At 68.4% G+C, this 25,903-nt stretch carries 24 protein-coding genes and 2 tRNA genes; 19 read left to right on the forward strand and 7 right to left on the reverse strand.

All coding sequences use genetic code 11. From position 1 onward, the window contains the following. Positions 1–20: 20 nt before the first annotated feature. The 3 genes from ACZIYR_RS03205 to ACZIYR_RS03215 all read left to right on the forward strand — a co-directional run bounded on the left by ACZIYR_RS03205 (position 21) and on the right by ACZIYR_RS03215 (position 1,577). Positions 21–647 (forward strand): rhomboid family intramembrane serine protease, encoded by a 627-nt coding sequence (locus ACZIYR_RS03205; protein ID WP_473032373.1) that lies wholly within the window; start codon positions 21–23, stop codon positions 645–647. Positions 648–715: 68 nt separating this feature from the next. Next, entirely contained in the window at positions 716–1,171 is a 456-nt protein-coding gene (locus ACZIYR_RS03210; protein ID WP_473032374.1) for an aminoacyl-tRNA deacylase, read from the forward strand. A 172-nt stretch (positions 1,172–1,343) separates the two neighbouring features. Beyond that, entirely contained in the window at positions 1,344–1,577 is a 234-nt protein-coding gene (locus ACZIYR_RS03215) for a hypothetical protein (RefSeq protein WP_473032376.1), read from the forward strand. Positions 1,578–1,654: 77 nt separating this feature from the next. Here the strand turns inward: ACZIYR_RS03215 and ACZIYR_RS03220 are convergent, their stop codons facing one another. Further along, entirely contained in the window at positions 1,655–1,993 is a 339-nt protein-coding gene (locus tag ACZIYR_RS03220) for an MmcQ/YjbR family DNA-binding protein (RefSeq protein ID WP_473032377.1), read from the reverse strand. 197 nt (positions 1,994–2,190) lie between these two features. Between ACZIYR_RS03220 and ACZIYR_RS03225 the strand changes: the two genes are divergently transcribed. The 3 genes from ACZIYR_RS03225 to ACZIYR_RS03235 all read left to right on the forward strand — a co-directional run bounded on the left by ACZIYR_RS03225 (position 2,191) and on the right by ACZIYR_RS03235 (position 4,158). Further along, a complete protein-coding gene (locus tag ACZIYR_RS03225; protein WP_473032378.1) occupies positions 2,191–2,814 on the forward strand; it encodes a LolA family protein in 624 nt (207 codons plus the stop codon). A gap of 92 nt (positions 2,815–2,906) precedes the next feature. After that, complete coding sequence (locus ACZIYR_RS03230; protein WP_483528185.1) at positions 2,907–3,653, forward strand: TIGR01458 family HAD-type hydrolase; 747 nt, start codon at positions 2,907–2,909, stop codon at positions 3,651–3,653. 25 nt (positions 3,654–3,678) lie between these two features. Further along, entirely contained in the window at positions 3,679–4,158 is a 480-nt protein-coding gene (locus tag ACZIYR_RS03235; protein ID WP_473032380.1) for an SRPBCC family protein, read from the forward strand. Positions 4,159–4,174: 16 nt separating this feature from the next. Here the strand turns inward: ACZIYR_RS03235 and ACZIYR_RS03240 are convergent, their stop codons facing one another. Continuing rightward, positions 4,175–5,452, reverse strand: a complete 1,278-nt coding sequence (locus ACZIYR_RS03240; RefSeq protein ID WP_473032382.1) for an MgtC/SapB family protein — start codon at positions 5,450–5,452, stop codon at positions 4,175–4,177. A gap of 122 nt (positions 5,453–5,574) precedes the next feature. Further along, positions 5,575–7,554 carry an acyl CoA:acetate/3-ketoacid CoA transferase gene (locus ACZIYR_RS03245; protein WP_483528186.1) on the reverse strand — a complete coding sequence of 660 codons (1,980 nt, stop codon included), beginning with the start codon at positions 7,552–7,554 and terminating at the stop codon, positions 5,575–5,577. 133 nt (positions 7,555–7,687) lie between these two features. Here ACZIYR_RS03245 and ACZIYR_RS03250 point away from each other — a divergent pair, with 133 nt between their 5' ends. From ACZIYR_RS03250 to ACZIYR_RS03260, 3 genes are all read left to right on the forward strand, one after another. Beyond that, positions 7,688–8,146, forward strand: a complete 459-nt coding sequence (locus ACZIYR_RS03250; protein WP_483528187.1) for a LexA family protein — start codon at positions 7,688–7,690, stop codon at positions 8,144–8,146. Beyond that, positions 8,143–9,420, forward strand: a complete 1,278-nt coding sequence (locus ACZIYR_RS03255) for a Y-family DNA polymerase (protein WP_483528188.1) — start codon at positions 8,143–8,145, stop codon at positions 9,418–9,420. Before ACZIYR_RS03250 ends, ACZIYR_RS03255 begins: the two co-directional genes overlap by 4 nt. A gap of 156 nt (positions 9,421–9,576) precedes the next feature. Further along, a complete protein-coding gene (locus tag ACZIYR_RS03260) occupies positions 9,577–10,452 on the forward strand; it encodes a bifunctional nuclease family protein (RefSeq protein WP_483528189.1) in 876 nt (291 codons plus the stop codon). A gap of 69 nt (positions 10,453–10,521) precedes the next feature. On the opposite strand, the gene ACZIYR_RS03265 is transcribed toward ACZIYR_RS03260, so the two are convergent. Both ACZIYR_RS03265 and ACZIYR_RS03270 read right to left on the reverse strand, forming a co-directional pair. Continuing rightward, complete coding sequence (locus ACZIYR_RS03265; RefSeq protein WP_483528190.1) at positions 10,522–10,704, reverse strand: hypothetical protein; 183 nt, start codon at positions 10,702–10,704, stop codon at positions 10,522–10,524. Between the two features lie 9 nt (positions 10,705–10,713). Then, positions 10,714–11,535, reverse strand: coding sequence for an acyl-CoA thioesterase (locus ACZIYR_RS03270; protein ID WP_483528191.1), 822 nt, complete (start codon positions 11,533–11,535; stop codon positions 10,714–10,716). Between the two features lie 64 nt (positions 11,536–11,599). Between ACZIYR_RS03270 and tadA the strand changes: the two genes are divergently transcribed. Then, the gene (gene tadA, locus ACZIYR_RS03275) at positions 11,600–12,076 is read left to right on the forward strand and encodes a tRNA adenosine(34) deaminase TadA (protein ID WP_473032390.1); all 477 of its coding nucleotides are present in this window, start codon (positions 11,600–11,602) and stop codon (positions 12,074–12,076) included. Positions 12,077–12,097: 21 nt separating this feature from the next. Here tadA and mltF read toward each other — a convergent pair whose 3' ends face one another. Further along, positions 12,098–13,564: a membrane-bound lytic murein transglycosylase MltF gene (gene mltF, locus ACZIYR_RS03280; protein ID WP_483529041.1), complete on the reverse strand. Its 1,467-nt coding sequence runs from the start codon at positions 13,562–13,564 to the stop codon at positions 12,098–12,100. Between the two features lie 156 nt (positions 13,565–13,720). Here mltF and purL point away from each other — a divergent pair, with 156 nt between their 5' ends. Continuing rightward, complete coding sequence (purL, locus tag ACZIYR_RS03285; protein ID WP_483528192.1) at positions 13,721–17,662, forward strand: phosphoribosylformylglycinamidine synthase; 3,942 nt, start codon at positions 13,721–13,723, stop codon at positions 17,660–17,662. Between the two features lie 84 nt (positions 17,663–17,746). Here purL and ACZIYR_RS03290 read toward each other — a convergent pair whose 3' ends face one another. Further along, positions 17,747–18,256, reverse strand: coding sequence for a hypothetical protein (locus ACZIYR_RS03290; RefSeq protein ID WP_483528193.1), 510 nt, complete (start codon positions 18,254–18,256; stop codon positions 17,747–17,749). Between the two features lie 338 nt (positions 18,257–18,594). Here ACZIYR_RS03290 and ACZIYR_RS03295 point away from each other — a divergent pair, with 338 nt between their 5' ends. The 8 genes from ACZIYR_RS03295 to nadA all read left to right on the forward strand — a co-directional run bounded on the left by ACZIYR_RS03295 (position 18,595) and on the right by nadA (position 25,842). Next, positions 18,595–19,401: an enoyl-CoA hydratase-related protein gene (locus ACZIYR_RS03295; RefSeq protein ID WP_483528194.1), complete on the forward strand. Its 807-nt coding sequence runs from the start codon at positions 18,595–18,597 to the stop codon at positions 19,399–19,401. Positions 19,402–19,456: 55 nt separating this feature from the next. Then, positions 19,457–21,262: a DNA repair helicase RadD gene (radD, locus tag ACZIYR_RS03300; RefSeq protein WP_483528195.1), complete on the forward strand. Its 1,806-nt coding sequence runs from the start codon at positions 19,457–19,459 to the stop codon at positions 21,260–21,262. Between the two features lie 333 nt (positions 21,263–21,595). Continuing rightward, complete coding sequence (locus ACZIYR_RS03305; RefSeq protein WP_483528196.1) at positions 21,596–22,564, forward strand: segregation and condensation protein A; 969 nt, start codon at positions 21,596–21,598, stop codon at positions 22,562–22,564. Then, the gene (gene scpB / locus ACZIYR_RS03310; protein ID WP_483528197.1) at positions 22,561–23,406 is read left to right on the forward strand and encodes an SMC-Scp complex subunit ScpB; all 846 of its coding nucleotides are present in this window, start codon (positions 22,561–22,563) and stop codon (positions 23,404–23,406) included. Before ACZIYR_RS03305 ends, scpB begins: the two co-directional genes overlap by 4 nt. Beyond that, positions 23,403–24,260, forward strand: a complete 858-nt coding sequence (rluB, locus tag ACZIYR_RS03315) for a 23S rRNA pseudouridine(2605) synthase RluB (protein WP_473032396.1) — start codon at positions 23,403–23,405, stop codon at positions 24,258–24,260. Before scpB ends, rluB begins: the two co-directional genes overlap by 4 nt. Positions 24,261–24,338: 78 nt before the next feature. Beyond that, positions 24,339–24,414 (forward strand) — tRNA-Lys (locus ACZIYR_RS03320). 30 nt (positions 24,415–24,444) lie between these two features. Further along, positions 24,445–24,520, forward strand: a tRNA-Lys gene (locus ACZIYR_RS03325). 293 nt (positions 24,521–24,813) lie between these two features. Continuing rightward, entirely contained in the window at positions 24,814–25,842 is a 1,029-nt protein-coding gene (nadA, locus tag ACZIYR_RS03330; protein WP_473032398.1) for a quinolinate synthase NadA, read from the forward strand. Positions 25,843–25,903: the final 61 nt, after the last annotated feature.

Consider the following 25,903-nt stretch of genomic DNA (forward strand, 5'->3'; position numbering starts at 1 on the left):
GCCTGTCGACCCTGCCGCTCATGAGCATGACTCTGGCACTGGTGGCCGTCACCACGGCGGTGAGTTTGCTGGCGTGGCGCTGGCCCCGACTGTTCGACGCCCTGATCTACTGGCCGCCCGGCGTTGCCAGGGGGCAGTGGTGGCGGCTGCTGAGCCACGGCTTCATTCACTCCAGCGGTACCCACCTGCTCTTCAACATGATCACCCTGTACTTCTTCGGCACGGTGATGGAGCTGGTGCTGACGCCGCGCATCGGGCCCCTGGGCTTCGTGCTCTTCTATCTCTCGGGCCTGCTGGTGGCCATCCTTCCGACGCACTTTCGCCACCGTCGCAATCCTCGCTTTCGCAGCCTGGGCGCCTCGGGGGCCGTCTCGGCGATGCTCTTCGCCTATATTCTGCTGCGCCCCTGGTCGCTGCTGTTCGTGTTCTTCATCCCGGTGCCGGCGATCCTGTTCGCCGCCGCCTACGTCATCTACTCCTTTCGCGCCCAGCGCCAGGGAGGTGACAACATCAACCATAGCGCTCACCTGTGGGGCGGTGCCTGGGGGGTGGCCTTCATGTTCTGGCTGGAGCCGGCCCTGGCGCTGCGCTTCTTCCACGAGCTGGTGGCGCCGCTGGAGGCCTCCGGGGGGATCTGGCTGGGATAGGGGCTCCTGCCGTGACTATCCTATGGGAAGTACCGCTGTGATCGGCAACCAGCAGGGGAGTGACGGCCATGACCATGGCAACAGTGAAGCAGTATCTCGATGAGCAGAACGTGAAATACGTCATCATGCAGCACTCCGAGGCCTATACCGCCCAGGAGGTGGCCGAGGCGGTGCACGTGCCCGGCAGGCACTTCGCCAAGTGCGTGATGGTCAAGATCGATGGTCGGCTGGCCATGGCGGTCTTGCCGGCGACCGATCAGGTGGATCTGGATCGACTGGGCAAGTCCACCGGGGCGCGGGAGGTCGTGCTGGCCGAGGAGGCGGACTTTCAGGACCGTTTCCCGGATTGCGAGGTCGGGGCCATGCCGCCTTTCGGCAACCTGTTCGACCTGGAGGTGTTCGTGGCGCCGCACCTGACCCAGGCGGACCTGATCGCTTTCAATGCGGGCAGCCACACCGAAGTGATGCAGCTGGCCTACACGGCCTTCGAACGACTGGTCAGCCCGGTGGAAGTGGCGATGTGAGCCGACGGCGCTGGGAGCCCTTGTGACGGTGTGACGCAGTTGCCGCGTCTGTTGAAGTGGCGATAACCCTCTATGCTGGGGGACAGGCCGACGTCACTGCGTGGCGTCGGTAGCCCGGCAATACCCAACGGCAGTATCACTCAGCCATGTGCAGAACACTTGGGAGGATGATATGACGCAGACGGTTACCGCGAGCTACAGTAGTACCGACAAGGCCCGTAACGCCTTCGATGAACTGGTGGCCGAAGGCTTCCCCCGCGAGAAGCTCTATTTCGACAAGGAGACCAGCCAGGTCAAGGTGATCATCCCGGACACGTCCCAGCCCGAAGCGGAGGAGATTCTTCGCCGCCACGAGCCGGATGATGTCTGGTCACGCCCCTATGAGGAGCCACGGGAGGAGGCCTAAGCGATAGCCGACCGGCGGTGGAGCATCGCCCGCGAGGGCCGCTCTCCACCGCCGGCGGGTCCCTCGATAGGATGAAGCTACTCAGGGAAGTGCTCGGTCATGCGCCGGGGGGCCTTGCCGCGCCAGGCGGCGATCAGGGCGGCGCGCACCCGGTGGTGGTCCGCCACGGCCAAGCGCACGCCGGTGCAGCCGGGCCGCTGCCACTCGCCTTGGGCGGGGGCAAAGGCGTCGGGGTCGGCGGCGATGAACGCCTGCTGGTCGTCTGGCGTCAGCATGACCAGGCCCCAGGCCGCATCGGGATGGCCCAGGGCGGCGAAGACCTTGCCGCTGACCCGGAAGTCGGGGTGATACATCTCGGCGTGCTCGACCGCGCCGGGTAGTCCCAATGCCAGACGGCGAAATTCCTCATCTGTCATGACCGCCTCCCGGCGTGCCAAACCTAGTAGAGACGCTGCTCGCTTTCAGGGTAGAACAAAACGCTCGGCTTTCCCTCCGTTGCTACCGGCCGTGGCTGGCTGTCGAAGGCCGCCTGGGGCGGTCGTGCTATGGTGAGAGTGTGGCCTACGAGCCGTGTCATGCCTGGCGGTCGAGCGCCAGGTAAGGGAGGCGAACCATGCTGCCGGAGCTGCTGCTGACGATGGCCGTGAACCCGGAAGCCGACCCGGTGGCAGCGGCGCTGACTCGCGTTGAGCAAGCCACCGCCTACCGGCTGATCCTGCGCAGCCAGGGCGACGGCGGTGAAGAGGTCATTCGCTACAGCTATCGCCGGCCCGGCTTCATTCGCCTGGACATGGTCGCCCCCTACCGCGGCGCGGTGATTCTCTATCGCCCCGACACGCATCAGGTGCGGCTCTGGCCGCTCGGCGGCCCCGGGCGTCGGCCCGGGATGACGCTTGCCCCCGACAACCGCTTGGTGCGCAGCGCCCGGGGGCATCGGGTCGATGAATCGGATGTGGCGACTCTGCTGCGCAATGTCCAGCGGCTGGAGCGTCATGGCCGTTGCCAGCGGCTGGGCGTTGTCACTCTCGATGGTCGGCGTGCCGAGCAGCTGGTCGTCGAGGGCGCTGCGGACCCGCACCTGGGGGCGGTGGCCCGCTACGAGCTGTGGATTGACCCCGAGACCCGCTTTCCCCTCCAGGTGATCAGTCGCGACGATCAGGGGCGACGCCTCGAGGCGGTGCGCTTCGAGGCGCTGGAGATCGACCCGGTGCTGCCTGCCGACCACTTTTCGCCTTGACCCCTTCGCGCCGCTGTCGTGCATCCTGCTCGAACCGGAATCGACGCCTCCTGCTAGGCTGAACCCACAACCCGCGGCAAAGGGAGGTGACGATGTTGCAGGCCGTACTACTCGATATCAGCGGTGTGCTCCACGAGGATGGGGAGGCGCTGCCGGGCGCCGTCGAGGCGGTGGCGCGACTGCAGGCCTCCAGTCTGGCGCTGCGCTTTGTGACCAATACGTCCCGCAAGACGGCCGCTACGGTCTATGCTGAGCTGACCCATATGGGATTCGAACTGGAGCGCCAGCAGATCGTCACGGCCCCGGCGGCGATCCGACGCCACCTGGTCGAGCAGCGACTGCGCCCCTACCTGCTGATTCACGAGCAGCTCGAGCCGGAGTTCGCCGGGCTGGATACCGTCGAGCCTAACGCCGTGGTGCTGTGCGATGCCGAGCATCGCCTCGACTATCGCCATCTCGACGACGCCTTCCAGGTGCTGCAGCGGGGAGCGCCGCTGCTGACCGTGGGCACCAATCGCTATTTTCATCAGGATGGCGGCCTGCATCTTGACGTGGGTCCCTTCGTCAAGGCCTTGGAGTATGCCGCCGATACCCAGGCCCTGGTGCTTGGCAAGCCGGCGCCGGACTTCTATCACGGAGTGCTCGAGGATATCGGGGTGACGCCCGCCGAGGCGCTGATGGTCGGTGACGACGTCGAGGCCGATGTGGCCGCGGCCATGGCGATCGGCATGCAGGGCGCGCTGGTGCGCTCCGGCAAGTATCGCCGGGGCGATGCATCCCGGGTGCCGGAGGCGTGGGTCGAGGCCGACCTGTCGCAGGTGGTGGAGCGGCTGCTGTGAGGCCCCGCGGCCTGGGAGGCGACAGATGGCGGCCTACCACTTCGTGACCACCTGGCAGCTCGAGGCACCCATTGATGAGGTCTATCGCGTGCTGACCGAGTCGCAGCGCTGGCCGACCTGGTGGCCCAGCGTCACGTCGGTAGAGCAGTTGGCGCCGGGCGATGAGCGAGGCATCGGGCGCATGTATCGCTACGCCTGGAAAAGTCGCCTGGGCTATCGCCTGCGCTTCGATATCCGCGTCAGCCGTGTGGAGGCGCCTTGCTTGATCGAGGGTGAGGCCAGCGGCGATGTTCAGGGCCGCGGGCGATGGCGGCTGAGCGAGGAAGGGCGGGTGACTCGCGTACGCTACGAGTGGCAGGTGCGCACGACTCGGCGCTGGATGAACCTGATGGCACCGCTGGCACGGCCGCTGTTCGCCTGGAGCCATCATGCGGTGATGCGCGACGGCGCTGCCGGGCTGGCGCGGTGTCTCGGGGTGCGCCTGCTGGGAGTGGCCCACGACTGAGCCCGCTACCGGGGGATCAAGCCAGCCAGGCCACCGTCAGGCCTACCGCCAGCGACAGCAGCATCGGCACGGCGACGCGGCGGCCGATTGGCCGCGTGCCGACGGCGGTTGCCATGCCCGCCTTGACTAGATTGTTCACCGCCGCGGCGATGATGATGCCCAGCACGGCGGTGCTGGCGTCGATGCTGGTCAGCGACATGCGGCTCAGCGACAGGGTGATGGCGTCCACGTCGGCCAGGCCGGAGGAGGCCGCCAGCAGGTAGATGCCGGCCTCGCCCAGCAGCTCGCGCAGCCACTCGCCGAGCACCATGATCAGTGCCAGCAGGGCGCCGAACAGCAGCGCCACGCGCAGCTCCAGCGGGTTCTGGCTCAGCGGGTGGTCGACCTTGAGGGCCTGGCGCTGGCGATACCAGATCACCAGGGCCGGCACGTAGAGCGTCAGCCCCATCAGCGCTATCGGCAGCAGCAGCTGGGGGACCAGGCCGGGGCTGATCACCGTGGCGTAGAGCAGGATACGCGGAAACATGGTGCCGCAGGCCAGCAGGATACCGGCGGCCAGCATCGGGCTCAGCACCGGGTTACGGCGGGATTGGCGGGCGAAGTGCAGGGTCAGGGCCGTGGAGGAGCTGAGCCCGGCGAACAGCCCGGTGAACAGGATGCCCTTCTCGGTGCCGCCCACGCGAATGGCGAAGTAGCCGACGAAGGAGATCGAGGCGATCAGCACCACCAGCCACCAGATTTCGTAGGGGTTGAGTACCTCGCCTGGCCCCATGCCGCGGTTGGGCAGCAGCGGCAGCATCACGGCGGAGATCAGCAGCAGCTTGAGGCCCGCATCCAGCTCGTGGGCCTGCAGCTTGTTCAGCAGGCCGTGGATCTCCTGCTTGTTGTCGAGCACCACCGCGGTCACCACCGCGCAGGCGGTCGCCAGCACCAGGTCCACGGCCACCGCCACGGCGCCGAAGCAGAAGGTCAGCAGCAGCCCCACCAGGCCGGTGATGCTGTAGTCCTGGCTCTGCTCCATGCGCGCCCGGTAGCCCACCAGGGCGATGACTGCCACGGCCAGGAAGACCAGCGGCAGGATCCAGACGGTCACGGTTTCGGCAAGCAGGGCGGCGATGCCACCGAGCAGCCCCACCAGGGCGTGGGTCCGTATCCCCGCCACGCGCTCCCCCGACTTCTTCCTGCGTGCCACCCAGCCGCGCTCGATGCCGATCAGGGCCCCCAGCAGCAGCGCCACCGCCAGCTGGATAGCGGTTTCGTTGGCGGCAATGAACTGGCTGGCGACGTCGTCCATGTGCTTGATATCCCGGCATTCGAAGGCGGCCCATGACCTTTTCATGGTGGACCGTCACGGCCCTGGTAGCAATTGCCACGCGGCGGCCGATGGGCGTCTAGGCTGTCGCCGGTCGCTCGGCCTCAGTCGGGGTCTTTCAGGTGCGCCCTTGCCTCCTCGGCGCTTTCATAGATATGCGGCGGCACGGCGCGCGCCTCCAGCGCGTGGCCGAGTTTCTTGCGCATGAAACCGCTGGTGGTGTAGCGGGTGACCTGGTGATAGAAGCGTCGCTCCAGGTCGCCGACCATGGCGGTGTAGGCGTCCAGCAACGTTTCGTCGATGCGGAAGTGGTCGTAGTTGACGATGGCGTAGACCCGGCGTCCCAGCGGTGACAGGTGGCGCTCCACGGTGTGGCGAATGGCGTCGATATCGGCCTGGGAAGCGATCTTCAGGTTCTCGAAGTTGATGAAGAAGATCTCCTCGGCGGCGTCGAAGTGAAAGCGCTGCTCGAACGGCAGGGTGAGCAGCGACTCGCGCAGCCCCATCGGGGCCTCGCGGAAGATGCGCGCGTCCATCGGCCGTGGCGGCTCGGGCATCAGCGGGGTGAAATCCATCAGCGCCAGGATATCGCGCTCGAGGTCCACCCCCGGGGCGATCTCGGTGAGGGCGATGCCCTGCGGGGTCAGCGTGAAGACGCAGCGCTCGGTGACATAGAGCACCGGCTTGGCATCCTCGGCGGCCAGAACGCCGCTGAAGGTGCGCTGCTCCACCTCGGCAACGAACTTGTGCAGCCCGCCCGCGGGGAGGCGCAGTTGGCCGTCGACGATGGTCAGAGCCTCCTGGGTGGCGACGAAGGTGCCCATGAACACCACCCGACGGGCGTTCTGGCTGATGTTGATGAAGCCGCCGGCACCGGCCAGCCGGGGGCCGAACTTCGAGACGTTGACGTTGCCGGCAGCGTCCACCTGGGCCATGCCGAGAAAGGCGATGTCCAGCCCGCCGCCATCGTAGAAATCGAACTGGGCGGGCTGGTCGATGATCGCCTGGGTGTTGAGCGCGGCCCCGAAATCGAGTCCTCCGGCGGGCAGGCCGCCGATCACCCCGGGCTCGGCGGTGAGGGTCAGCAGCTCCAGCACTCGCTCTTCGCTGGCCACGGCGCTGATGCCTTCCGGCATGCCGATTCCCAGGTTGACCACGCTGTTGGCGGCCAGCTCGAAGGCGGCGCGGCGGGCGATGATCTTGCGCGCCGAGAGCGGCAGGGCCTCCGGGGTGGCCATGGGCGCCTTGATCTCGCCGGAGTAGGCCGGGTTGTAAGGGGTACGGAAGGTCTGCCAGTGATGCTCGGGCTCGTCGCACACCACCACGCAGTCCACCAGCACCCCGGGAATGCGCACGTCCTTGGGGTGCAGGGTCCCGCGCTCGGCCAGCCGCTCGACCTGCACGATCACCAGCCCACCGGAGTTGCGCACCGCGGTGGCGATGGCCAGCGCCTCCAGCACCAGGGCCTCGCGCTCCATGGTCACGTTGCCCAGGGTGTCGGCGGTGGTGCCTCGCAGCAGCGCCACCTGCAGCGGCAGCGCCGGGTAGAAGAGATACTCCTCGCCGTCGATGGGCAGCAGCCGCACCCGCTCCTCGGTGGTGGCCTCGTTGATCTTGCCGCCGCCCAGCCGCGGGTCGACGAAGGTGCCCAGGCCCACCCGGGTCAGGGTGCCCGGCTTGCCGGCGGCGATGTCGCGGAAGAGGTGGGAGATCACCCCCTGGGGCAGGTTCCAGGCCTGAATGCGCCCCTCGATGGCGAGCCGCTGCAGGGCCGGCACCAGCCCCCAGTGGCCGCCGATCACCCGGCCGACCAGGCCCTCATGCCCTAGGTGGTTGAGCCCGCGGCGCTTGCCGTCGCCCTGGCCGGCGGCGTACATCAGGGTCAGGTCGCGGGGGCGGCCGGTCTCCAGGAAGCGCGCCTCCAGAGCCACCGCCAGGTGCTCGGCGAAGCCGATGCCGACGAAGCCGCCGGTAGCCACGGCGTCGCCGTCGCGGATCAGGTCGATGGCCTCCCGGGCGGATACGAACTTGCCCTTTTCGGTGAAGGGGCGGCGGGAGAGTAGCGGGTGGGTCTGGCGGTCCATGGGCGGGCTCCCTTGGGGATTGTTGTTGTCACGGCACCTTATCACAGACCTCGGAGCACTCGGTGAGCGGGGGAGTTGCCAAGCGGCCGAATCTTACAGATACTGTATTAAAATACAGTACCTGGGGGTGCTCATGCGACAGGCTCTGCCACCGGCCGTACGTCTTGTCGGTCGCGCCATGATCGAGTCCGCGGCCCGCACTCAGCCTCTGATGGGGTGCCGAGTGCGGGCCGGATTTCCCAGCCCGGCGGACGATCATCTGGACGTGGAGATCGACCTGCATGCCCATGTGGTGCGCCGGCCGGCCTCCACCTATTTCGTGCGTGCCGAGGGGGACTCCATGCGCGGCGACGGCATCCACCACGGTGACCTGCTGGTGGTGGACCGTAGCCTCGAGCCGTTGCCGGGGCGGGTGGTCGTCATCGCCGTGGACGGCGAGCCCACCGTCAAGCGGCTGGCCCGGCAGGGCGAGGGCATCGTGCTGCTGGCCAGCAACCCGCGCTTCGCGCCGATTCCGCTGGCCGGACGCGAATGCCATGTGTGGGGCGTGGTCACCCATGTGGTGCATGCCCTGCCGGAGGCGGCGCCATGATAGCCCTGGTCGACGCCAACCACTTCTATGTCAGCTGCGAGCGGGTCTTCGACCCGCGCCTGGAGGGGCGCCCGGTGGGCGTGCTCTCCAACAACGATGGCTGCGTGGTGGCGCGCTCTCCCGAGCTCAAGGCGCTGGGCGTGGCCATGGGCGCGCCACTGCACCTGCTGCCGCCGGAGATTCGCCGGCGCGCCACGCTGCTCTCCAGCAACTACGCCCTCTACGGCGACATGAGCCGGCGAGTGAACCAGGTGCTCGCGGAGTTCTCGCCGGACGTCGAGCCCTACTCCATCGACGAGAGCTTCGTGGGCTTCGATGGCTTTCCCGAACGGGACCTGGAGGCACGCTGCCGGGCGCTGCGCGACACCGTACGCCAGTGGACCGGGATTCCCGTCGGGGTCGGCGTGGCGCCGACCCGGGTGCTGGCCAAGGTGGCCAACCACCAGGCCAAGCGAGAGCCCGCCCACGAGGGGGTGTGCCGGCTGACGGCCGAGGGTGCCGCGACTCGCCGGGTGCTCGAGGGCCTGCCGGTGACCGCGCTGTGGGGCGTGGCGCGGCGCAGCGGCGAACGGCTGGCGCTGATGGGGATCGACACCGCCTGGCAGCTGCGCCAGGCCGACCCCAAGCGCATTCGGCGCGCCTTCTCGGTGGTGCTGGAGCGCATCGTCTGGGAGCTGCGCGGCCATCCGGCCATCGTGCTCGAGGACCTGGCCGCGCCGCGCCAGCGTATCCTGGTGTCGCGCTCCTTCGGGCGGCTCACCGGTGAACTCGACGACCTGCAGGCGGCCGTTCGCCAGCACGGCGCCCGGGCCGCCGAGAAGCTGCGTCGCCAGGGCAGCCTGGCGAGAGCGCTGCAGGTGTTCTTGCGAACCAACCCCTTTCTGGCCGGCGAGCCCCAGTACCGCAACAGCGTGGTGGTGCCGCTGCCCGAGCCTACCGATGACAGCCGGGCGGTGCTCGAGGCGGCGTCGCGCGGGCTTGCGGCGCTGTTTCTCGAAGGCTATCGCTACCAGAAGTGCGGCGTGATGCTGCTGGACCTGGTGGACGCCGAGCGCCGTCAGCTCCCCCTGCTGGAAGGGCCGGTGGACGAGGCCAGGCGCGACCGATGTCGGCGGCTGATGGCAACGCTGGACCGGCTCAACCGCGAGATGGGACGCGACACCGTGCGCTTTGGCCTGCCGCACCGGGACAGCGCCTGGATGCTGCGCTGCCAGCGGCGCACGCCGCGCTACACCACGCGCTGGGATGAGCTGATGAACGTCAGGGCGGGGTGAGGCCTCGGGGGCGTCAAAGATCGCGCTGGCGTCACTGCTAGCAAGCCCCGTGCGGTGCGGCGACAGGGCGTCAGCGGCGGGAATGGCGAAGGTGGCGCCGGGGTGCCATCCTGTAGGCACATCCCTGTCCCCGAAAGCCGGTGTTGAAGGAGACCTATGCCACTGCCGTCGATCCGGCGCTATCTGGCGCCTCTGCTGCTGGGCAGCCTGCTGCTGCTTGGCTTCCAACATGCCGCCGCTCGGGAGCTGGCCGCCGAGCCTGCCGATATGGTCGAGGTCGAGATCGCCACCGTCGGCGTGGCAGGAGCCGGCGGCCCGCCGGTGGTGCTGCTGCGCGAGCCCGGGGCCCGGGCGGTGATCCCGATCTTTATCGGGCCCAACGAGGCCGGCGCCATCCTCAGGGGGTTGAGCGGCGATCGCACGCCGCGCCCCATGACCCATGAGCTTCTCGGCAGCGTGCTCGAGGGCATCGATGTCACTCTGGAGCGGGTCTACGTCGATGCCATCGTCGATAACACCTTCCTGGGCATGCTGGAACTGCGGTTGGAGGGGCAGGAGGTGCCGGTACGCATCGATAGCCGACCCAGCGACGCCATCGCGCTGGCGCTCTATGCCGGGGCGAGCATCCATGTGGCCCCCCAGGTGCTGGAGGCCGCTCAGCAGATCGAGTATCAGGGCCTGGAAGACCAGGCGGTGGCCGCACTGGGCATTACCGTCACCCCGGTCAGCGATGACCTGCGCGAGGCCCTCGGCCTGCCGGACCAGGAAGGCGTGCTGGTCAGCGACGCCAGCGGGCCCGCCGCGGAGGCCGGGCTGACCCCCGGGGCGCTGCTGCTGGAGGTCAATGGTCAGGTGCCGGCGACGCCGATGGCGTTCCTCGAGCTGGTGCGCGATACGCCCGAGGGCGAAGAGGCCCGGCTGCGCTACTGGCAGGAAGGCGAAGAGCATGAGCTGGAACTCTCCACCGACGTTCCCACGCCGCGGGCGCCGCGTCAGCGCCAGCAGCCCGACGCCCCCGCCATACGCACCTGAGGCCGCTACCGGCTCTGGCTAGCTTCGCCCCCGACGCTGCGTCGGGGGGGCGTGCGGTGGGCGGCGCCTTCACTCCCGCGAGCGGGTGGCAAGCCAGGCGATGAGGGCGGCGCAGGCGCCGGAGAAGACGGGACTGGCCAGGCCGTGGGCGATGAACGGCTCCAGGCCCAGGATGGCGCGAAGCCCCGTGGCGGCGGCCATGATGCCGAAGCCAGCCAGGGCGGTAATGGCGAGGCGCTGTGATGTGGTCATCGGCGTGGCTCAGGTCGAATCGCGCAACCGGGTGAGACCCTCCTGGGCGGTGGAGGCGACCAGTCGACCCTTGCGATCGTAGATGCTACCCCGGGCGAAGCCTCGGGCGCCGCCGGCCCAGGGGCTGTCCATGTCGTAGAGCAGCCAGTCGTTGATCTTGACGTCGTGATGAAACCACAGGGCGTGATCGAGGCTGGCGATCTGCAGCCGCGGGTCGCGGAAGCTGATGCCGTGGGGCACCAGGGCCGAGGTCAGCAGGTTGAAGTCGGAGCTATAGGCGAGCAGGTAGCGGTGCAGCGCCGGGTCGTCGGGCATATCGCCGGTCAGGCGGAACCACAGCCGCTTGCGCCCGGGCTGGCCCGGCTCGGTCTCGTCACCCAGGTGGAGAAACTCGATGGGGTGGCCGGGAAAGCGCTCCAGGCGGGCATCGGGACTATTGGTGAGCGCCTCCGGCAGGGCCACCTCGGGCATCGCCATCTGATGGGCCAGGCTCTGCTCGGCGCCCTGGAAGGAGGCGCTGCAGAAAAAGATCGGCCGGCCTTTCTGGATGGCGGTGACTCGGCGGGTGGTGAAGCTGCCGCCGTCGCGCACCGCGTCCACCTGATAGACTACCGGGCGATGCGGGTCGCCGGGGCGCAGGAAGTAGCCGTGCAGCGAGTGGGCACGGCGGGCGGGGTCCACCGTGCGCGTGGCGGCCGACAGGGCCTGGCCCAGCACCTGGCCGCCAAATAGCTGCGGCAGGCCGAGATCCTGGCTGCGACCCCGAAACAGGTTCTCTTCCAGCTCTTCCAGGCCGAGCAGGTCGACCAGGGCATTCAGCGCGTCCGACATGGGGGGATCCTCAGGGGCGTCTCATACGGTTGTTTCACTGTCAGCATACACGGAGTGCCGGTCGATGCGCAGCGACGAATTCTACATGCACCGCGCCCTGGATCAGGCGCGTCTCGGCCTGGCTGCCGGGGAGGTGCCGGTAGGCGCGGTGGTGGTGGATGCCGCCGGAGAGATCGTCGGGAAGGGCTACAACGCACCGGTCTCGGAGCACGACCCCAGCGCCCATGCCGAGATTCGGGCGCTGCGCGACGCCGGGGCGCGGCTGGGCAACTACCGTCTCGATGGCTGTAGCCTCTTCGTGACGCTGGAACCCTGCCTGATGTGCACCGGGGCGATCATCCATGCGCGTATCGCTCGGCTGGTCTACGGCGCCGCCGAGCCGCGCACCGGAATGGTGGAGTCGAAGGCCAACCTGATGGCCCAGCCGTGGCACAACCACCGGGTGGAGGTGCAGGGCGGGGTGCTGGCCGCCCGCGCTTCGCGGCTGCTCAAGGCTTTCTTCCAAGCGCGACGTGAGGCTTCGGACTCCGCGGCTTCATGAGCCGCGCCCCCGCTGTGCCGGTTACAGGATGGGCGGCACGATCTCGAACTCCCGGCCGTTGCCTTCCTCGTCGTCGAGCAGTTCGTTGAGCTGCAGGTACTGCTGCTGGCTGCGATCCACATGGGTGAGGATCTCGTAGTAGCGGCGGATGTTACGCACGTAGATCACCGGCTCGCCGCCGCGGGCATAGCCGTGGCGGGTCTGGCTGTGCCATTCGCGCTTCTGCAGCAGCGGCAGCGCCTCGCGCACGTCTTCCCAGGCGTCAGGGTCGCCGCCGAGCTGTTCGGCAATGCGCCGGGCGTCGTAGAGGTGGCCCAGGCCCACGTTGTAGGCGGCCATGGCCATGAACAGGCGATCCTCCCCCTGGATCGACTCCGGGAGCCGGTCCTTGATGTGGCGCAGGTAGCGGGAGCCGCCGTCGATGCTCTGGGCCGGGTCGAGGCGGTCGTCGACGCCCATTTCGCCGGCGGTGGGCAGGGTCAGCATCATCAGCCCGCGCACCCCGGTGGGCGAAGTGGCCTCCGGGTCCCAGTGGGATTCCTGGTAGCCCAGGGCCGCCAGCAGCTTCCAGTCGAAGCCGGTGTCGCGGGCGGCTTCGCGGAACAGCTCGGTATAGTCGGGCAGTCGGCCATGCACGTGGCCGATGAACACCCGAGCGCCGACGTATTCCAGGTAGTCGTCATGACCGAAGTAGCGGGCCACCAGGTCGTCCAGCACCTCTTCCTGGTGCAGGGCGTGCAGGAAGCGGTTGGCCTCCTGCTGCAGTCCGAGCCCGCCGGGGTGGGGAAACGCCCAGGCCATGGAGAGCGGTCGCCCCAAGGGAAAGCCGCGCTCCACGTCGGGAAAGAACAGCCGGTTGAGGCGGAACTGATGCTCGTAGACCACGGCGGCATCCAGGCTGCCGCTCTCGATCCGGCTGAGCAGCTCGGCCACCTCCACGTCGGAGGACTCCTGCCAGCCCAGCTCCGGGTGTTCGGCCTGCAGCTCGCGCAGCACCCGGTCGGCGCCGGAGCCGCGAATGGTCCCGATCTCGAGCCCGGCGAGCCGCTCGATATCGGTGACCGGCGGCAGGCCGCGGCGATAGACCAGCAGCGGCTGCAGGTCGAGGATCGCCCGGCTGTAGATCAGGCCTTCCCGGGTCGGCTCCAGGGGCAGGACGGCGGCGCCCAGGTCGCCTTCGCGCGCCACGGTCTCAAGCACGCTTTCGATGGAGTGGCTGGCATCCAAGGTCAGGCTGACGCCCAGGTGGTCGGCGAAACGCCGCATCAGCTCGTATTCGAAGCCGGTGGGGCCATGGCGGCCCTCGTAGTAGGTGGTGGGGGTGTTGCGCGTATGCACGCTGAGGAAGTCGCGGGCCAGCACCGCCTCGAGCTGACCCTCCGGGGGCGTCAGGTGGCGATAGGGCACGAGGCACAGCGCCACGCCCACTAGCAGGGCGGTGGCGATACGCAGGTGGCGCAGCGCTGGATGAGACGGTAGTCCGGGCATGAAGGCGACGGTCGGCGATGAGAGCCACACGATAGCGGCCGCAGCGGCGGCTGTCATCCGCTGCATTTCGCCAGCCCCCCGCTTTCCAGTATCATGGGCGCTTTCTGCGCCGCCCGCGGCGGTTCCCCCTCATGCTGGCTTCAGAGGCTCCAAGACATGCTCGAACTTCGAGGCGCGCCCGCCCTTTCCGCTTTCCGTCATGCCAAGCTGCTGGCTGCCCTGCGCGCGCGGGTTCCCGAGATCGAGTCGCTGCACGCCGACTACGTGCACTTCGTGGATCACGACGGCGAACTGCCTGACCGGGCGCGGGACCTGCTCGCTCAGCTGCTCGACTATGGCGTCAAGGCCGAGGGGGCGTCCGACGCCCGCGGGGACGGTCAGCTGTTTCTGGTGGTGCCGCGCATCGGCACTCAGTCGCCCTGGTCCTCCAAGGCCACCGATATCGCCCACAGCTGCGGCCTCGGCCAGGTACGTCGCCTGGAGCGCGGGATCGCCTATCGGGTAGCCCTCAAGGCGCCGATGTCCGAAGCCGCCTTCCTGGCGATCGTGGCCACGCTGCACGACCGCATGACCGAAACGGTGCTCACCGACGCCTCTGACGCGGCCAGGCTGTTTGCCCATCACGCGCCGGCGCCGCTGGGCAGCGTGGATATCCTGGCGGGAGGGCGCGCAGCGCTCGAGACCGCTAACGGCGAGTTGGGCCTGGCGCTGGCCGCGGACGAGATCGACTACCTGGTGGGCGCCTTCCAGGAGCTTGGCCGCAACCCCACCGACGTCGAACTGATGATGTTCGCCCAGGCCAATTCCGAGCACTGCCGCCACAAGATCTTCAATGCCGACTGGGTGATCGACGGCGAGGCGCAGACGCACTCGCTGTTCAAGATGATCAAGAACACCTACCAGGCTTCGCCGGAGAACATCCTCTCTGCCTACAGCGACAACGCCGCGGTGATTCGGGGAACCACGGCGCCACGCTTCTTCGCCACGCCCCTGACCGGCGCCGATGGCGAGCGGGCCCGCTACGGCGCCGTCGAGGAGCCGATCCAGATCCTGATGAAGGTGGAGACCCACAACCATCCCACCGCCATCGCGCCCTATCCCGGTGCGGCCACCGGCGCCGGCGGCGAGATCCGCGACGAAGGCGCCACCGGCATCGGCGGCAAGCCCAAGGCGGGGCTGACCGGCTTCACCGTCTCCAACCTGCGCATCCCCGAGTTCGTCCAGCCTTGGGAGGCCTTCGACTACGGCAAGCCCGAGCGGATGCAGTCGGCGCTTTCCATCATGCTCGAGGGGCCCATCGGCGGTGCGGCCTTCAACAACGAGTTCGGCCGCCCCAACCTCGCCGGCTACTTCCGCAGCTACGAGCAGGACGCCCTGGGGGCGAACGGCATCGAGCGGCGCGGCTACCACAAGCCGATCATGATCGCCGGTGGCTACGGCAACATCCGCGACGGCCACGTCCAGAAGGGCGAGATTCCGGTGGGTGGCAAGCTGATCGTGATGGGTGGGCCGGCCATGCTGATCGGTCTGGGCGGCGGGGCGGCCTCGAGCATGGCCTCCGGCACCTCCAGCGCCGATCTCGACTTCGCCTCGGTGCAGCGCGAGAACCCCGAGATCGAGCGCCGTGCCCAGGAGGTGATCGACCGCTGCTGGGCGCTGGGCGAGGCCAATCCCATCCGCTTCTTCCACGATGTGGGCGCCGGGGGGCTCTCCAACGCCCTGCCCGAGCTGGTCAAGGACGGCAACCGCGGCGGTCGTTTCGAGCTGCGTGAGGTGCCCAACGCCGAGCCCGGGATGAGCCCGCTGGAGATCTGGTGCAACGAGGCCCAAGAGCGCTACGTGCTGGCGGTGGCCCCTGAGGACCTCGATACCTTCGACGCCCTGTGTCGCCGCGAACGCTGCCCCTATGCGGTGGTGGGCGAGGCTACCGAGGCGCACCATCTCGAGGTGCGCGATGGCCATTTCGCCAGCCAGCCCGTCGACCTGCCGATGAGCGTGTTGTTCGGCAAGCCGCCGAAGATGACCCGCGAGTTCAGCCGCCAGGCCATCGAGCTGCCCGGGGTGATGCTCGACAACCTCGACCTGCGCGAGGCCATGGAGCGCGTGCTGCGCCTGCCTACCGTGGCTTCCAAGAGCTTTCTGATCACCATTGGCGATCGCTCCATTACCGGCATGGTGGCCCGCGACCAGATGGTCGGCCCTTGGCAGGTGCCGGTGGCCGACGTCGCCGTGACCACGGCGAGCTTCGACACCCATGCCGGCGAGGCCATGGCCATGGGCGAGCGCCCGCCGGTGGCGCTGATCGACCCCGCCGCCAGTGCCCGGCTGGCGGTGGCCGAGGCGATCACCAACCTGGCCGCGGCCCCTATCGAGAAGATCGGCGACATCAAGCTCTCCGCCAACTGGATGAGTGCCGCTGACCATGCCGGCGAGAACCAGGCGCTGTATGACGCCGTCCACGCCGTGGGCATGGAGCTCTGCCCGGCCCTGGGGATCGCCATCCCGGTGGGCAAGGACTCCATGTCCATGCGCACCGCCTGGCAGGAGGAGAGCGGCGAAGGCGAGCCCGAGGAGAAGAGCATCACCTCGCCGCTATCGCTGGTGGTCACCGGCTTCGCCCCGGTCACCGATGCCCTGAAGACGCTCACCCCGCAAATCAATCTGGAACAGGACGAGTCCGACCTGATCCTGATCGACCTGGGCGGCGGCAGGAATCGTCTGGGCGGCTCGGCGCTGGCTCAGGTCTACGGTCAGGTGGGCAGCGAGTGCCCCGACCTGGACGACCCGGAGGATCTCAAGGCGTTCTTCGCGGTGATCCAGGGACTCAACGCCGAGGGCCAGCTGCTGGCCTACCATGACCGCAGCGATGGCGGCCTGCTGGTCACTCTGCTGGAGATGGCCTTCGCCGCGCGTGCCGGCCTGGAGATCAAGCTCGACTGGCTGGTCGACGAGCCCGTCGAGGCGGTGGATGCGCTGTTCGCCGAGGAGCTTGGCGCGGTGATTCAGGTCAACCGCCAGCATACCGAGGCGGTGCTGGCTCAGTTTGCCGCCGCGGGCATCGAGACCTGTGGCGTCATCGCCCGCCCGCGCTACGATGACCAGGTGCGGGTCACCCTCTTCGAGGAGCCGCTGCTGGAGACCACCCGGCTGCTGGCCCAGCGCACCTGGGCCGAGACCAGCTACCGGATGCAGGCGCTGCGCGACAACCCCGACTGCGCCAAGAGCGAGTTCGACGACCTGCTCGACGGCCGCGACCCGGGCCTATCCGCCGCCCCCAGCTTCGATATCGGCGAGGACATCGCCGCGCCCTACTTCCACCAGGCGCGTCCGGCGGTGGCGGTCCTGCGCGAGCAGGGCGTCAATGGCCACCTGGAAATGGCCTGGGCCTTCGACCGCGCCGGCTTCGAGGCCGTGGACGTGCATATGAGCGATATCCTCGAAGGACGGGTATCGCTGGAGGACTTCAAGGGGCTGGTGGCCTGCGGCGGCTTCTCCTATGGCGATGTGCTTGGCGCCGGCGGCGGCTGGGCCAAGTCGGTGCTGTTCAACGATCGGGCCCGGGAGCAGTTCGCGGGCTTCTTCGGCCGCGGCGACAGCTTCTCGCTGGGGGTCTGCAACGGCTGTCAGATGCTCGCCCAGCTCAAGGAGCTGATTCCCGGCGCCGAGGCCTGGCCGCGTTTCGTGCGCAATGAATCCGAGCAGTTCGAGGCTCGGGTGGCCATGGTCCAGGTGGAGCAGAGCCCGTCGATCCTGCTGGCCGGCATGCAGGGCTCCCGCCTGCCCATCGCCGTGGCCCACGGTGAGGGCCGTGCCGAGTTCCGCGACAGCGCCCACCTGCGCGGCATCCAGGGCAGCACCCAGGTGGCCCTGCGCTATGTGGACAACTACGGTCAGGTGACCACGCGCTACCCGGCCAATCCCAACGGCTCGCCTTCGGGGATTACCGGCCTGACCACCCCGGATGGCCGGGTCACCATCATGATGCCCCACCCGGAGCGGGTGGTGCGGGCCGTCACCAACTCCTGGCGCCCCGGCGACTGGACCCAGGACGGCGCCTGGCTGCGGCTGTTCCGCAACGCCCGGATCTGGGTGGACTGAAGCCGGAGAAGGCTCTGATCCCATCAGCAGAGGCGGCCACTGGCCGCCTCTTGCGCATCATGATGCTGGAAGGTGCGCCAGCGGCTATCCCGCCGATGCCATCCTGCCGTTTTGTCGGCAGGCGGCGCGGTACTCCTGCAGCACGGCGTGTTCGGCGCGCTTCTGGCGGAGTATCGCCGACAGTGCCGGGTCGAGGGCGGGAATGGCGCTGGCCTCGCGCAGGTGCTCATAGAAATGCAGAGAGTATTCGGCGCCAGCGATCGCCTGCTGGAGCTCATCGAGGGCCGCGTCCGGACCATCGATGACAAAGCGGTGGGTCGAGTTGCCGTGATGGCCGTGGCGCTGCTGGGTGCCGCGGGCGGGTGAGGAGGCGTGTCCAAGCTGCTCTGCCATGCGTTTCAGCTCCTCCACGCGCATTTCGCACTGGATGCCCAGCGAGGCCATCAAGCGGCTGGTGGCAGTGTTGAAGGTCAGAAAACTGAAGGCGAGTCGTCGGTAGCGGTTAAGCTCTGCGCGCTCGTGGGCATCGGCCAGCGTCAGCAGTTCGTCCAATACCAGCACCAGCTTCGCTGTCGTTGTTTGAGTCGTTGGCATGGGCAGTACCTCGAAATGGGGGCGCAATCTTCAGGGGAGTTCGACCTGCGAAGCATCCTGATAAATTGTGCCCCGGGATTTCATGATCTATGTCAAGAAATCCTGGCGATAATGACGATGAATCAGGCATTTCATAAAACAAGCATGATGAAAGTCAGCGGCCTGCCTCCCCCATTCCCCAGACAGACTGCGGCTTTCGTCTAATTCGGCACCTCCGCTCACTATAGACCAGAGAAGCGTCCTGCGGGGTGGGCGTGCGCGATAGGGCGCATATAAAACAAGTGTTTGAATATGGTGCTTTCCCCGGGCACACTCGATACATTGACGAGGTGAGGAGAATGGCCGTGGAAAGGTGCTTCGAAGAACGGGTGCGGTTGACGATCGATGCGGCGGGCGTAGCCCAGGTGAGCCTGGCCCGGCCGGCGGCCCACAATGGGCTGGACTGGGCCATGATCGATGGCCTGCTGGCGGCCCAGCGGTGCTTGGCCGAGCGCGAGGGGCTGCGTGCTTTGGTGCTGACGGGGGAGGGCGAGAGCTTCTGTGCCGGGCTCGACATGGGAGCGATCATGGCCCAGCCCGAGCGGGTGTCCAGCCTGCTCGAGCCCGATACCGCCGACGGCGTCAATCCCGTGCAGCGCCTGGCGCTGGGCTGGCGCACCCCCGGCGTGCCGGTGATCGCCGCGCTCCAGGGGCACGTCTACGGTGGGGGGCTGCAGATTGCCCTGGGGGCCGATATCCGCGTGGTTCACCCGAAGGCGCGGCTGGCGCTGCTGGAAATCGTCTGGGGCATCATTCCCGACATGGCCATCAGCGTCACGGGTGGCGGGCTTCGCGGCGATGTGCTGCGCGAGCTGGCTTGGACCGGCCGCAAGGTGGGCGGCGAGGAAGCCGTGCCTCTGGGGCTGGCGACCCGGTTGTCGACCACACCGCAGGAGACCGCGCGGCAGGTGGCGGCCACCATCGCCGAGCACTCGCCCCGGGCGGTGGCGGCGGTGGGCGAGCTGCTGGACGGGGCGCCGGGCCTGGACCGCCGCGAGCGGCTGGCCCGGGAGGCGCGCCTGCAAGCTACGCTGCTCGGCTCGGCCGAGCAGCAGGAGGCCGTGGCGGCACGCCTGGCCGGTCGCCCGGCGCGTTTCACCCCCTGACGTGGGCACCCTGGGCGAGTAGGATAGGTCGCCCGTCCCGGAGCCGCTTTTTTTCATGACCGCACCCTCCACTGCCCCGCCCACGCTTCGTCCCTATCAGCAGGAGGCGGTGCGCCGGGTGGTGGTGCACTTTCGCGGTACCGATGAGCCCGCCGTGGTGGTGCTGCCAACCGGCAGCGGCAAGTCCCTGGTGATCGCCGAGCTGGCGCGCCTCGCCCGGGGGCGGGTGCTGGTGCTGGCCCATGTGCGCGAGCTGGTCGAGCAGAACCACGCCAAGTACCAGGCCTATGGCCTGGAGGCGGACATCTTCAGCGCCGGCTTGGGACGCAAGGAGAGCAGCCGCCAGGTGGTGTTCGGCTCGGTGCAGTCGGTGGTACGCCACCTGGAGGCGTTTGCCGACGGAGCCTTTACCCTGCTGGTGATCGACGAGTGCCACCGGGTCTCACCGGCCGAGGAGGCCAGCTACCGTCGGGTCATCGACCGCCTGCGCGCCGCCAATCCGCGGCTCAAGACGCTGGGGCTCACCGCCACTCCCTATCGGCTGGGGCAGGGCTTCATCTACCACCGCCACTATCACGGCATGGTGCGCGGCGAGGCGGACAGCTTTTTTCAGGACTGTGTCTTCGAGCAGCCGCTGCGGCTGATGGTCAAGCAGGGCTATCTGGCCGAGCCGCGGCGAATCGATGCTGCCGTCGAACGCTACGACTTCTCGGCGCTGATTCCCTCGTCCAGTGGGCTGTTCCGGGAGGAGGCTCTCAATCGGGTGGCGGCGGGCAACCGCGCCACGCCGGGCATCATCGCCGAAGTGATCGAGCGTGCCCGCGACCGGCAGGGCGTGATGCTGTTCGCCGCCAGTGTGGCCCATGCCGAGGAGATCATGGGCTACCTGCCCACCGGCGAGGCGGCGCTGATCACCGGTGAGACCCCCTCCGTCGAGCGCGAACGCCTCATCGGCGCCTTCAAGGCGCGCCGGCTCAAGTACCTGGTCAACGTGGCGGTGCTCACCACCGGCTTCGATGCCCCCCATGTGGACCTGATCGCCATCCTGCGTCCCACCGAGTCGGTGAGCCTCTATCAGCAGATCGTCGGTCGCGGCCTGCGCCTCTCGCCCGGCAAGCGCGACTGCCTGATCCTCGACTACGCCGGCAACCCCTGGGACCTCTACGTGCCGGAGGTGGGATCGCCGAGGCCCACCTCCGACTGCGAGCCGGTGCAGGTGGCGTGTCCCGCCTGCGGTCATGCCAACCTCTTCTGGGGCAAGCGAGACGGCGACCTGGTGATCGAGCACTTCGGCCGCCGCTGCCAGGGGCTGGTTGAAGGGGAAGCGGGCGCCGATAGACAGCATGGCGCGGCTTCGGGCGTCGATAGACAGTGCGACTTTCGCTTTCGCTTCAAGACCTGCGGCGACTGCGGCGCCGAGAATGATATCGCCGCACGGCGCTGCCACGGCTGCGGCACCCTGCTGGTGGACGCCGACGACAAGTTAAAGGAGGCGCTGCGCCTGCGCGACGCCCGGGTTCTCAGAGTGGCCGGCATGCAGCTCGAGGCCACGGTCAACGGCCGGGGCCTGCCGCGGCTCAGGGTCACCTACCACGACGAGGATGGGGCCGCGCTGTCGGAGTGGTTCGCTCTGGAGACCCCGCCCCAGCGTGGGGCCTTCGCTGCGGCCTTCCTGCGCGACCATCTGCGAGCGCCGGGGGTGCCCTTCCGGCCCACCACGCCGGAGGAGGTGGTCGCCGAGCGGCGCCGCCTGCGCCACCCGGACTTCGTGGTGGGCCGCAAGGTGGGGCGCCACTGGCAGGTGCGCGAAAAGCTCTTCGACTACGTCGGGCGCTATCGCCGTGCCGAAGCGGCGGAGTAGAGGAAAGTATCTAGTTTGGAGCGAGGTGCGCCGGGGGCAGGCTGAAGAGGAGGTCCGATTCCAGGGGTGAGGAGCACTGCTCCGAACGGGCTGGCCATGGATGGCCAGCACCGGTCCTGCAGGCGGAGCAGGATGCGAGAGCGAAGCAGGGAATCGGTAGCGCCCGGGGAAGGGTTTACAGCGCCTCCTCGGAAGCCTGTCGCCGGGTCAGCCCCGAGCGGTGTACCCGAGCGATGTGGAAGTAGCAGCCTCGGAGAGTGTCAGAACTGTCTCTCGTACCGCCATCTTGCTAGACTGGCGCGTTGATCCTGCGTCCCCGGAGAGGCACGCCGCGTGAGCGCCACCCCCGATACCGCCAGCCCCGAGCCGAGCGCCGCCGAGAGCGGCGGAGAAGGTGCCGCCGCGCCCCAGCAGGCCGCGGCGCTGGGGCGGCTGTTCGACGAGCCGATCACCGAGCTGCCCGAGGATCTCTACATCCCGCCGGAGGCGCTGCGGGTCTTTCTCGAGGCCTTCGAGGGGCCGCTGGACCTGCTGCTCTACCTGATTCGCCGCCAGAACCTGGATATCCTGACCGTCGACGTGGCCGCCATCACCCGCCAGTACATCGAGTACGTGGAGCTGATGAAGGCCATGGAGATCGAGCTGGCCGGCGAGTACCTGCTGATGGCGGCGATGCTGGCCGAGATCAAGTCGCGCACCCTGCTGCCGCGCCCGCCGAAGGAGGGCGGGGACGGCGACGAGGAGGACCCGCGGGCCGAGCTGATCCGCCGCCTGCAGGAGTACGAGCAGCTCAAGCAGGCCGCCGAGTCGCTGGCCGAGCTGCCCCGGGTGGGGCGCGACTGGTTTCCGGCGCGTGCCGCCCTGCCGCCGCTGCAGGCGCGGGTGATCCATCCCGAGGTGGAGCTCGATGAGCTGCTCGGCGCCCTGGCCGGCATCCTCAAGCGCGCCGAGCTCAACCAGGCCCACCAGATCAGCCGCGAAGTGCTCTCCACCCGGGCGCGGATGCTGGCGATCATGGAGCGGCTGAGCCATGAGCGCTACACCCCCTTCGAGGCGCTGTTCACCCTGGAGGAGGGGCGCGCGGGCGTGATCGTCACCTTCATGGCGATCCTGGAGCTGGCCAAGGAGGCGATGATCGAGATCGTGCAGAATGCCCCGCTGTCGCCGATCCACGTGCGCGCCCGGACGCCCCATGATGCCGAGGCGGAGGTCGAGTCGGGGGCTGACGAGGCAGTAGCGAGCGAGGAGGCGGGGGAGAGCGCCTTCGCCGAGGATGACCCCGAGGGAGGCGAGGCGACATGACGGCCATGGAACAGCCGGGCAGCCTGGATGAGATCCTCGAGGCGGCGCTGCTGGCGGCCGGCGAGCCCCTGTCGCTGGATCGCCTGGAGGCGCTGTTCGATGATCACGAGCGACCGCCGCGCCGGTCGCTGCGCGAGGCGCTCACCCGGGTGGAGGTGCGCCACGAGTGCGGCGCCATGGAACTACTCGAGACCGCCTCGGGCTTTCAGTTGCGCATTCGGCCGCGGCTCTCGTCCTGGGTGTCGCGGCTGTGGGATGAGCGCCCCCAGCGCTACTCCCGGGCGCTGCTGGAGACCCTGGCGCTGATCGCCTATCGTCAGCCGGTGACCCGTGGCGACATCGAGGAGGTGCGCGGGGTGGCGGTGAGCAGCTCGATCATGCGCACCCTGGCCGAACGCGGCTGGGTGCGGGTCGTCGGGCATCGCGACGTGCCGGGTCGCCCGGCGGTCTATGCCACCACCCGGGCCTTTCTCGACGACTTCGGGCTCAAGACCCTGGATGAGCTGCCGCCCATGCATGAGCTCAAGAACCTCGACGAGTCGCCGTTCGGCGACCCCTACGCCGAGGAGGCGCCGCCGGCCGCGCCGGCCGAGGTGCTGGCCCAGGCCGATGCCCCCGGCCCGGACGATGAGGCCAACGTTTCAGTGGCAGCCGACCAGCAGCATGACGACACGACGGCCGGGACGGCCGACGAGACACACGCCGGGACGGCGTCCGACCGGTCAGGGCTGAGCTTCGCTGATCTCGAGGCTCGCCTGGCCGAACGTGCCCGCACCAGCGTCGCGGAAGACGGCGGAGCGGGGGCGGAATCCATACCCGAAGAGAGGTCTGACGACCCATGAGCAACACCACGGAAAAACTGCAGAAGGTTCTCGCCCGCGCCGGGCTCGGCTCGCGCCGCGAGATGGAAGCGGCCATCGCTGCCGGCCGGGTCAAGGTCAACGGCAAGCCGGCGACCCTGGGCGATCGCATCGAGCTGCGCGACCGGGTCAGCTTCGACGAGCGCCCGGTGACCCTGCGCGGCGCCGAAGAGACCCCGCGGCGGGTCATCATGTACAACAAGCCGGAAGGGGAGCTGTGCACCCGCAAGGATCCGGAGGGGCGGCGCACCGTCTTCGAGCGGCTGCCGCGCCTGAAGGGCGAGCGCTGGATCGCCATCGGCCGGCTGGACATCAATACCAGCGGCCTGCTGCTGTTCACCACCGATGGCGAGCTGGCCAATCGCCTGATGCACCCCTCCACCCAGATCGAGCGGGAGTATGCCGTGCGCGTCATGGGGGAGGTGACCCGGGAGCACGTGCGGGCCATGGTCGAGGGCGTGATGCTCGAAGACGGACCGGCGCGCTTCACCGACGTGCAGGAGTTCGGTGGGGAGGGCATCAACACCTGGTTCCACGTGGTGATCACTGAGGGCCGCAACCGCGAGGTGCGCCGCTTATGGGAGTCCCAGGGTCTGACGGTGAGCCGCCTCAAGCGGGTGCGCTACGGCAATATCTTTCTCGACAAGCGGGCCCGCGCCGGGGAATGGGTCGAGCTCTCCCAGGACGAGATCGACGACCTGGCGGTGAATGCCGGGCTGGCGCCGCGCAAGGTGCCGGAGCTGACGCCGGACGAGAAGAACCGCTGGAGCCGCGACAAGAACAAGCGCCGCCCGGTGCAGGCGATGCGCAAGCCCAAGGGGCAGCGTGGCCGGTGAGGCCGCCGGCTGCGACCAAAGGCAAAAAAGTCCTTGCCAGTGAAGGGTGCGATCAGTAATATCTGCACCCGTTCGGACGGGTCGTTAGCTCAGTTGGTAGAGCAGTTGGCTTTTAACCAATTGGTCGTAGGTTCGAATCCTACACGACCCACCATCCGAGCCTGTACGCTTGTTCGCAAGCACCGGGTCGTTAGCTCAGTTGGTAGAGCAGTTGGCTTTTAACCAATTGGTCGTAGGTTCGAATCCTACACGACCCACCAGTTGCTGACGCCCCCGCCTCCCAGTGAGGCGGGGGCGTTGTGTTTGGGCGGTCCTATGGCTTGTATCGGGTAAGGGGCTTGTATCGGACCCGGGGCGCCCCCATAACAGGCGTGATGCCGCTTTTCGGGCCGGGGCTGGTCAATACCCCAGCGTTGTGGTCTAGAATAGCGCTATGGGCATCGGCGGCGAGAGACGCTGCCGGCCCCAGGCGCATCGTCGGCGCGGAGCGCGCTGCTCGCGATGCACCCGTTACCCGCAGGGGGAGCCCCTGCCAGTCACAGTGGTAGACACGATGACGATCATGACTTCCCGAGCCGAGGTGCGCGACCACCTGGCTCGCGCCTACTGCCCCACCCGCATTCCCGCCGAGGACGAGGCCCGCGTCGCGGAAATCAAGCGTCTGCTCGAGGCCCACAACGCCGTGCTGGTGGCCCACTACTACACCGACGACGCCATCCAGCAGCTGGCCGAGGAGACCGGCGGCTGCGTGGCCGATTCCCTGGAGATGGCCCGCTTCGGCGCCCGTCACGAGGCCGACACCCTGGTCGTCGCCGGGGTGCGCTTCATGGGCGAGACCGCCAAGATCCTCTCGCCGGAGAAGCGGGTACTGATGCCGACCCTCGAGGCGACCTGCTCGCTGGATATCGGCTGTCCCGCAGACGAGTTCAGCGCCTTCTGCGACGCCCATCCCGACCGCACCGTGGTGGTCTATGCCAACACCTCCGCGGCCGTCAAGGCTCGCGCCGACTGGGTGGTCACCTCATCCATTGCAGTGGATGTCATCGAGCACCTGCAGGCCCGTGGCGAGAAGATTCTGTGGGCCCCGGACAAGCATCTGGGCGGTTATATCCAGAAGCGGACCGGTGCCGACATGCTGATGTGGGACGGCGCCTGCATCGTCCACGAGGAGTTCAAGGCCAAGGGCGTCGAGGACCTCAAGGCGCTCTATCCCGGCGCGGCGGTGCTGGTTCACCCCGAATCGCCGGCGGCGGTGGTGGAGCTGGCCGACGTGGCGGGCTCCACCTCGCAGCTGATCAAGGCCGCCAAGGAGCTGCCCCACGACAAGCTGATCGTGGCCACCGACCGCGGCATCTTCTTCAAGATGCAGCAGGCGGTGCCGGAGAAGACCCTGTTCGAGGCGCCCACCGCCGGCAACGGCGCCACCTGCAAGAGCTGCGCCCACTGCCCCTGGATGGCCATGAACGCCCTGGACAATCTGGCCGGCGCTCTGCGCCACGGCAGCGGCGAGATCCAGGTCGATGCCGCGCTGCGCCAGCGCGCCCTCAAGCCCCTGGAGCGGATGCTCAATTTCAAGGCGTAAGGTTCGAGGGACGAGGGGCACGCTTTCTGGTTCATCGCAGACTGGCGTGAACTTGCCCTGT

It is taken from the genome of Billgrantia sp. NRB1 (genome assembly GCF_056921725.1).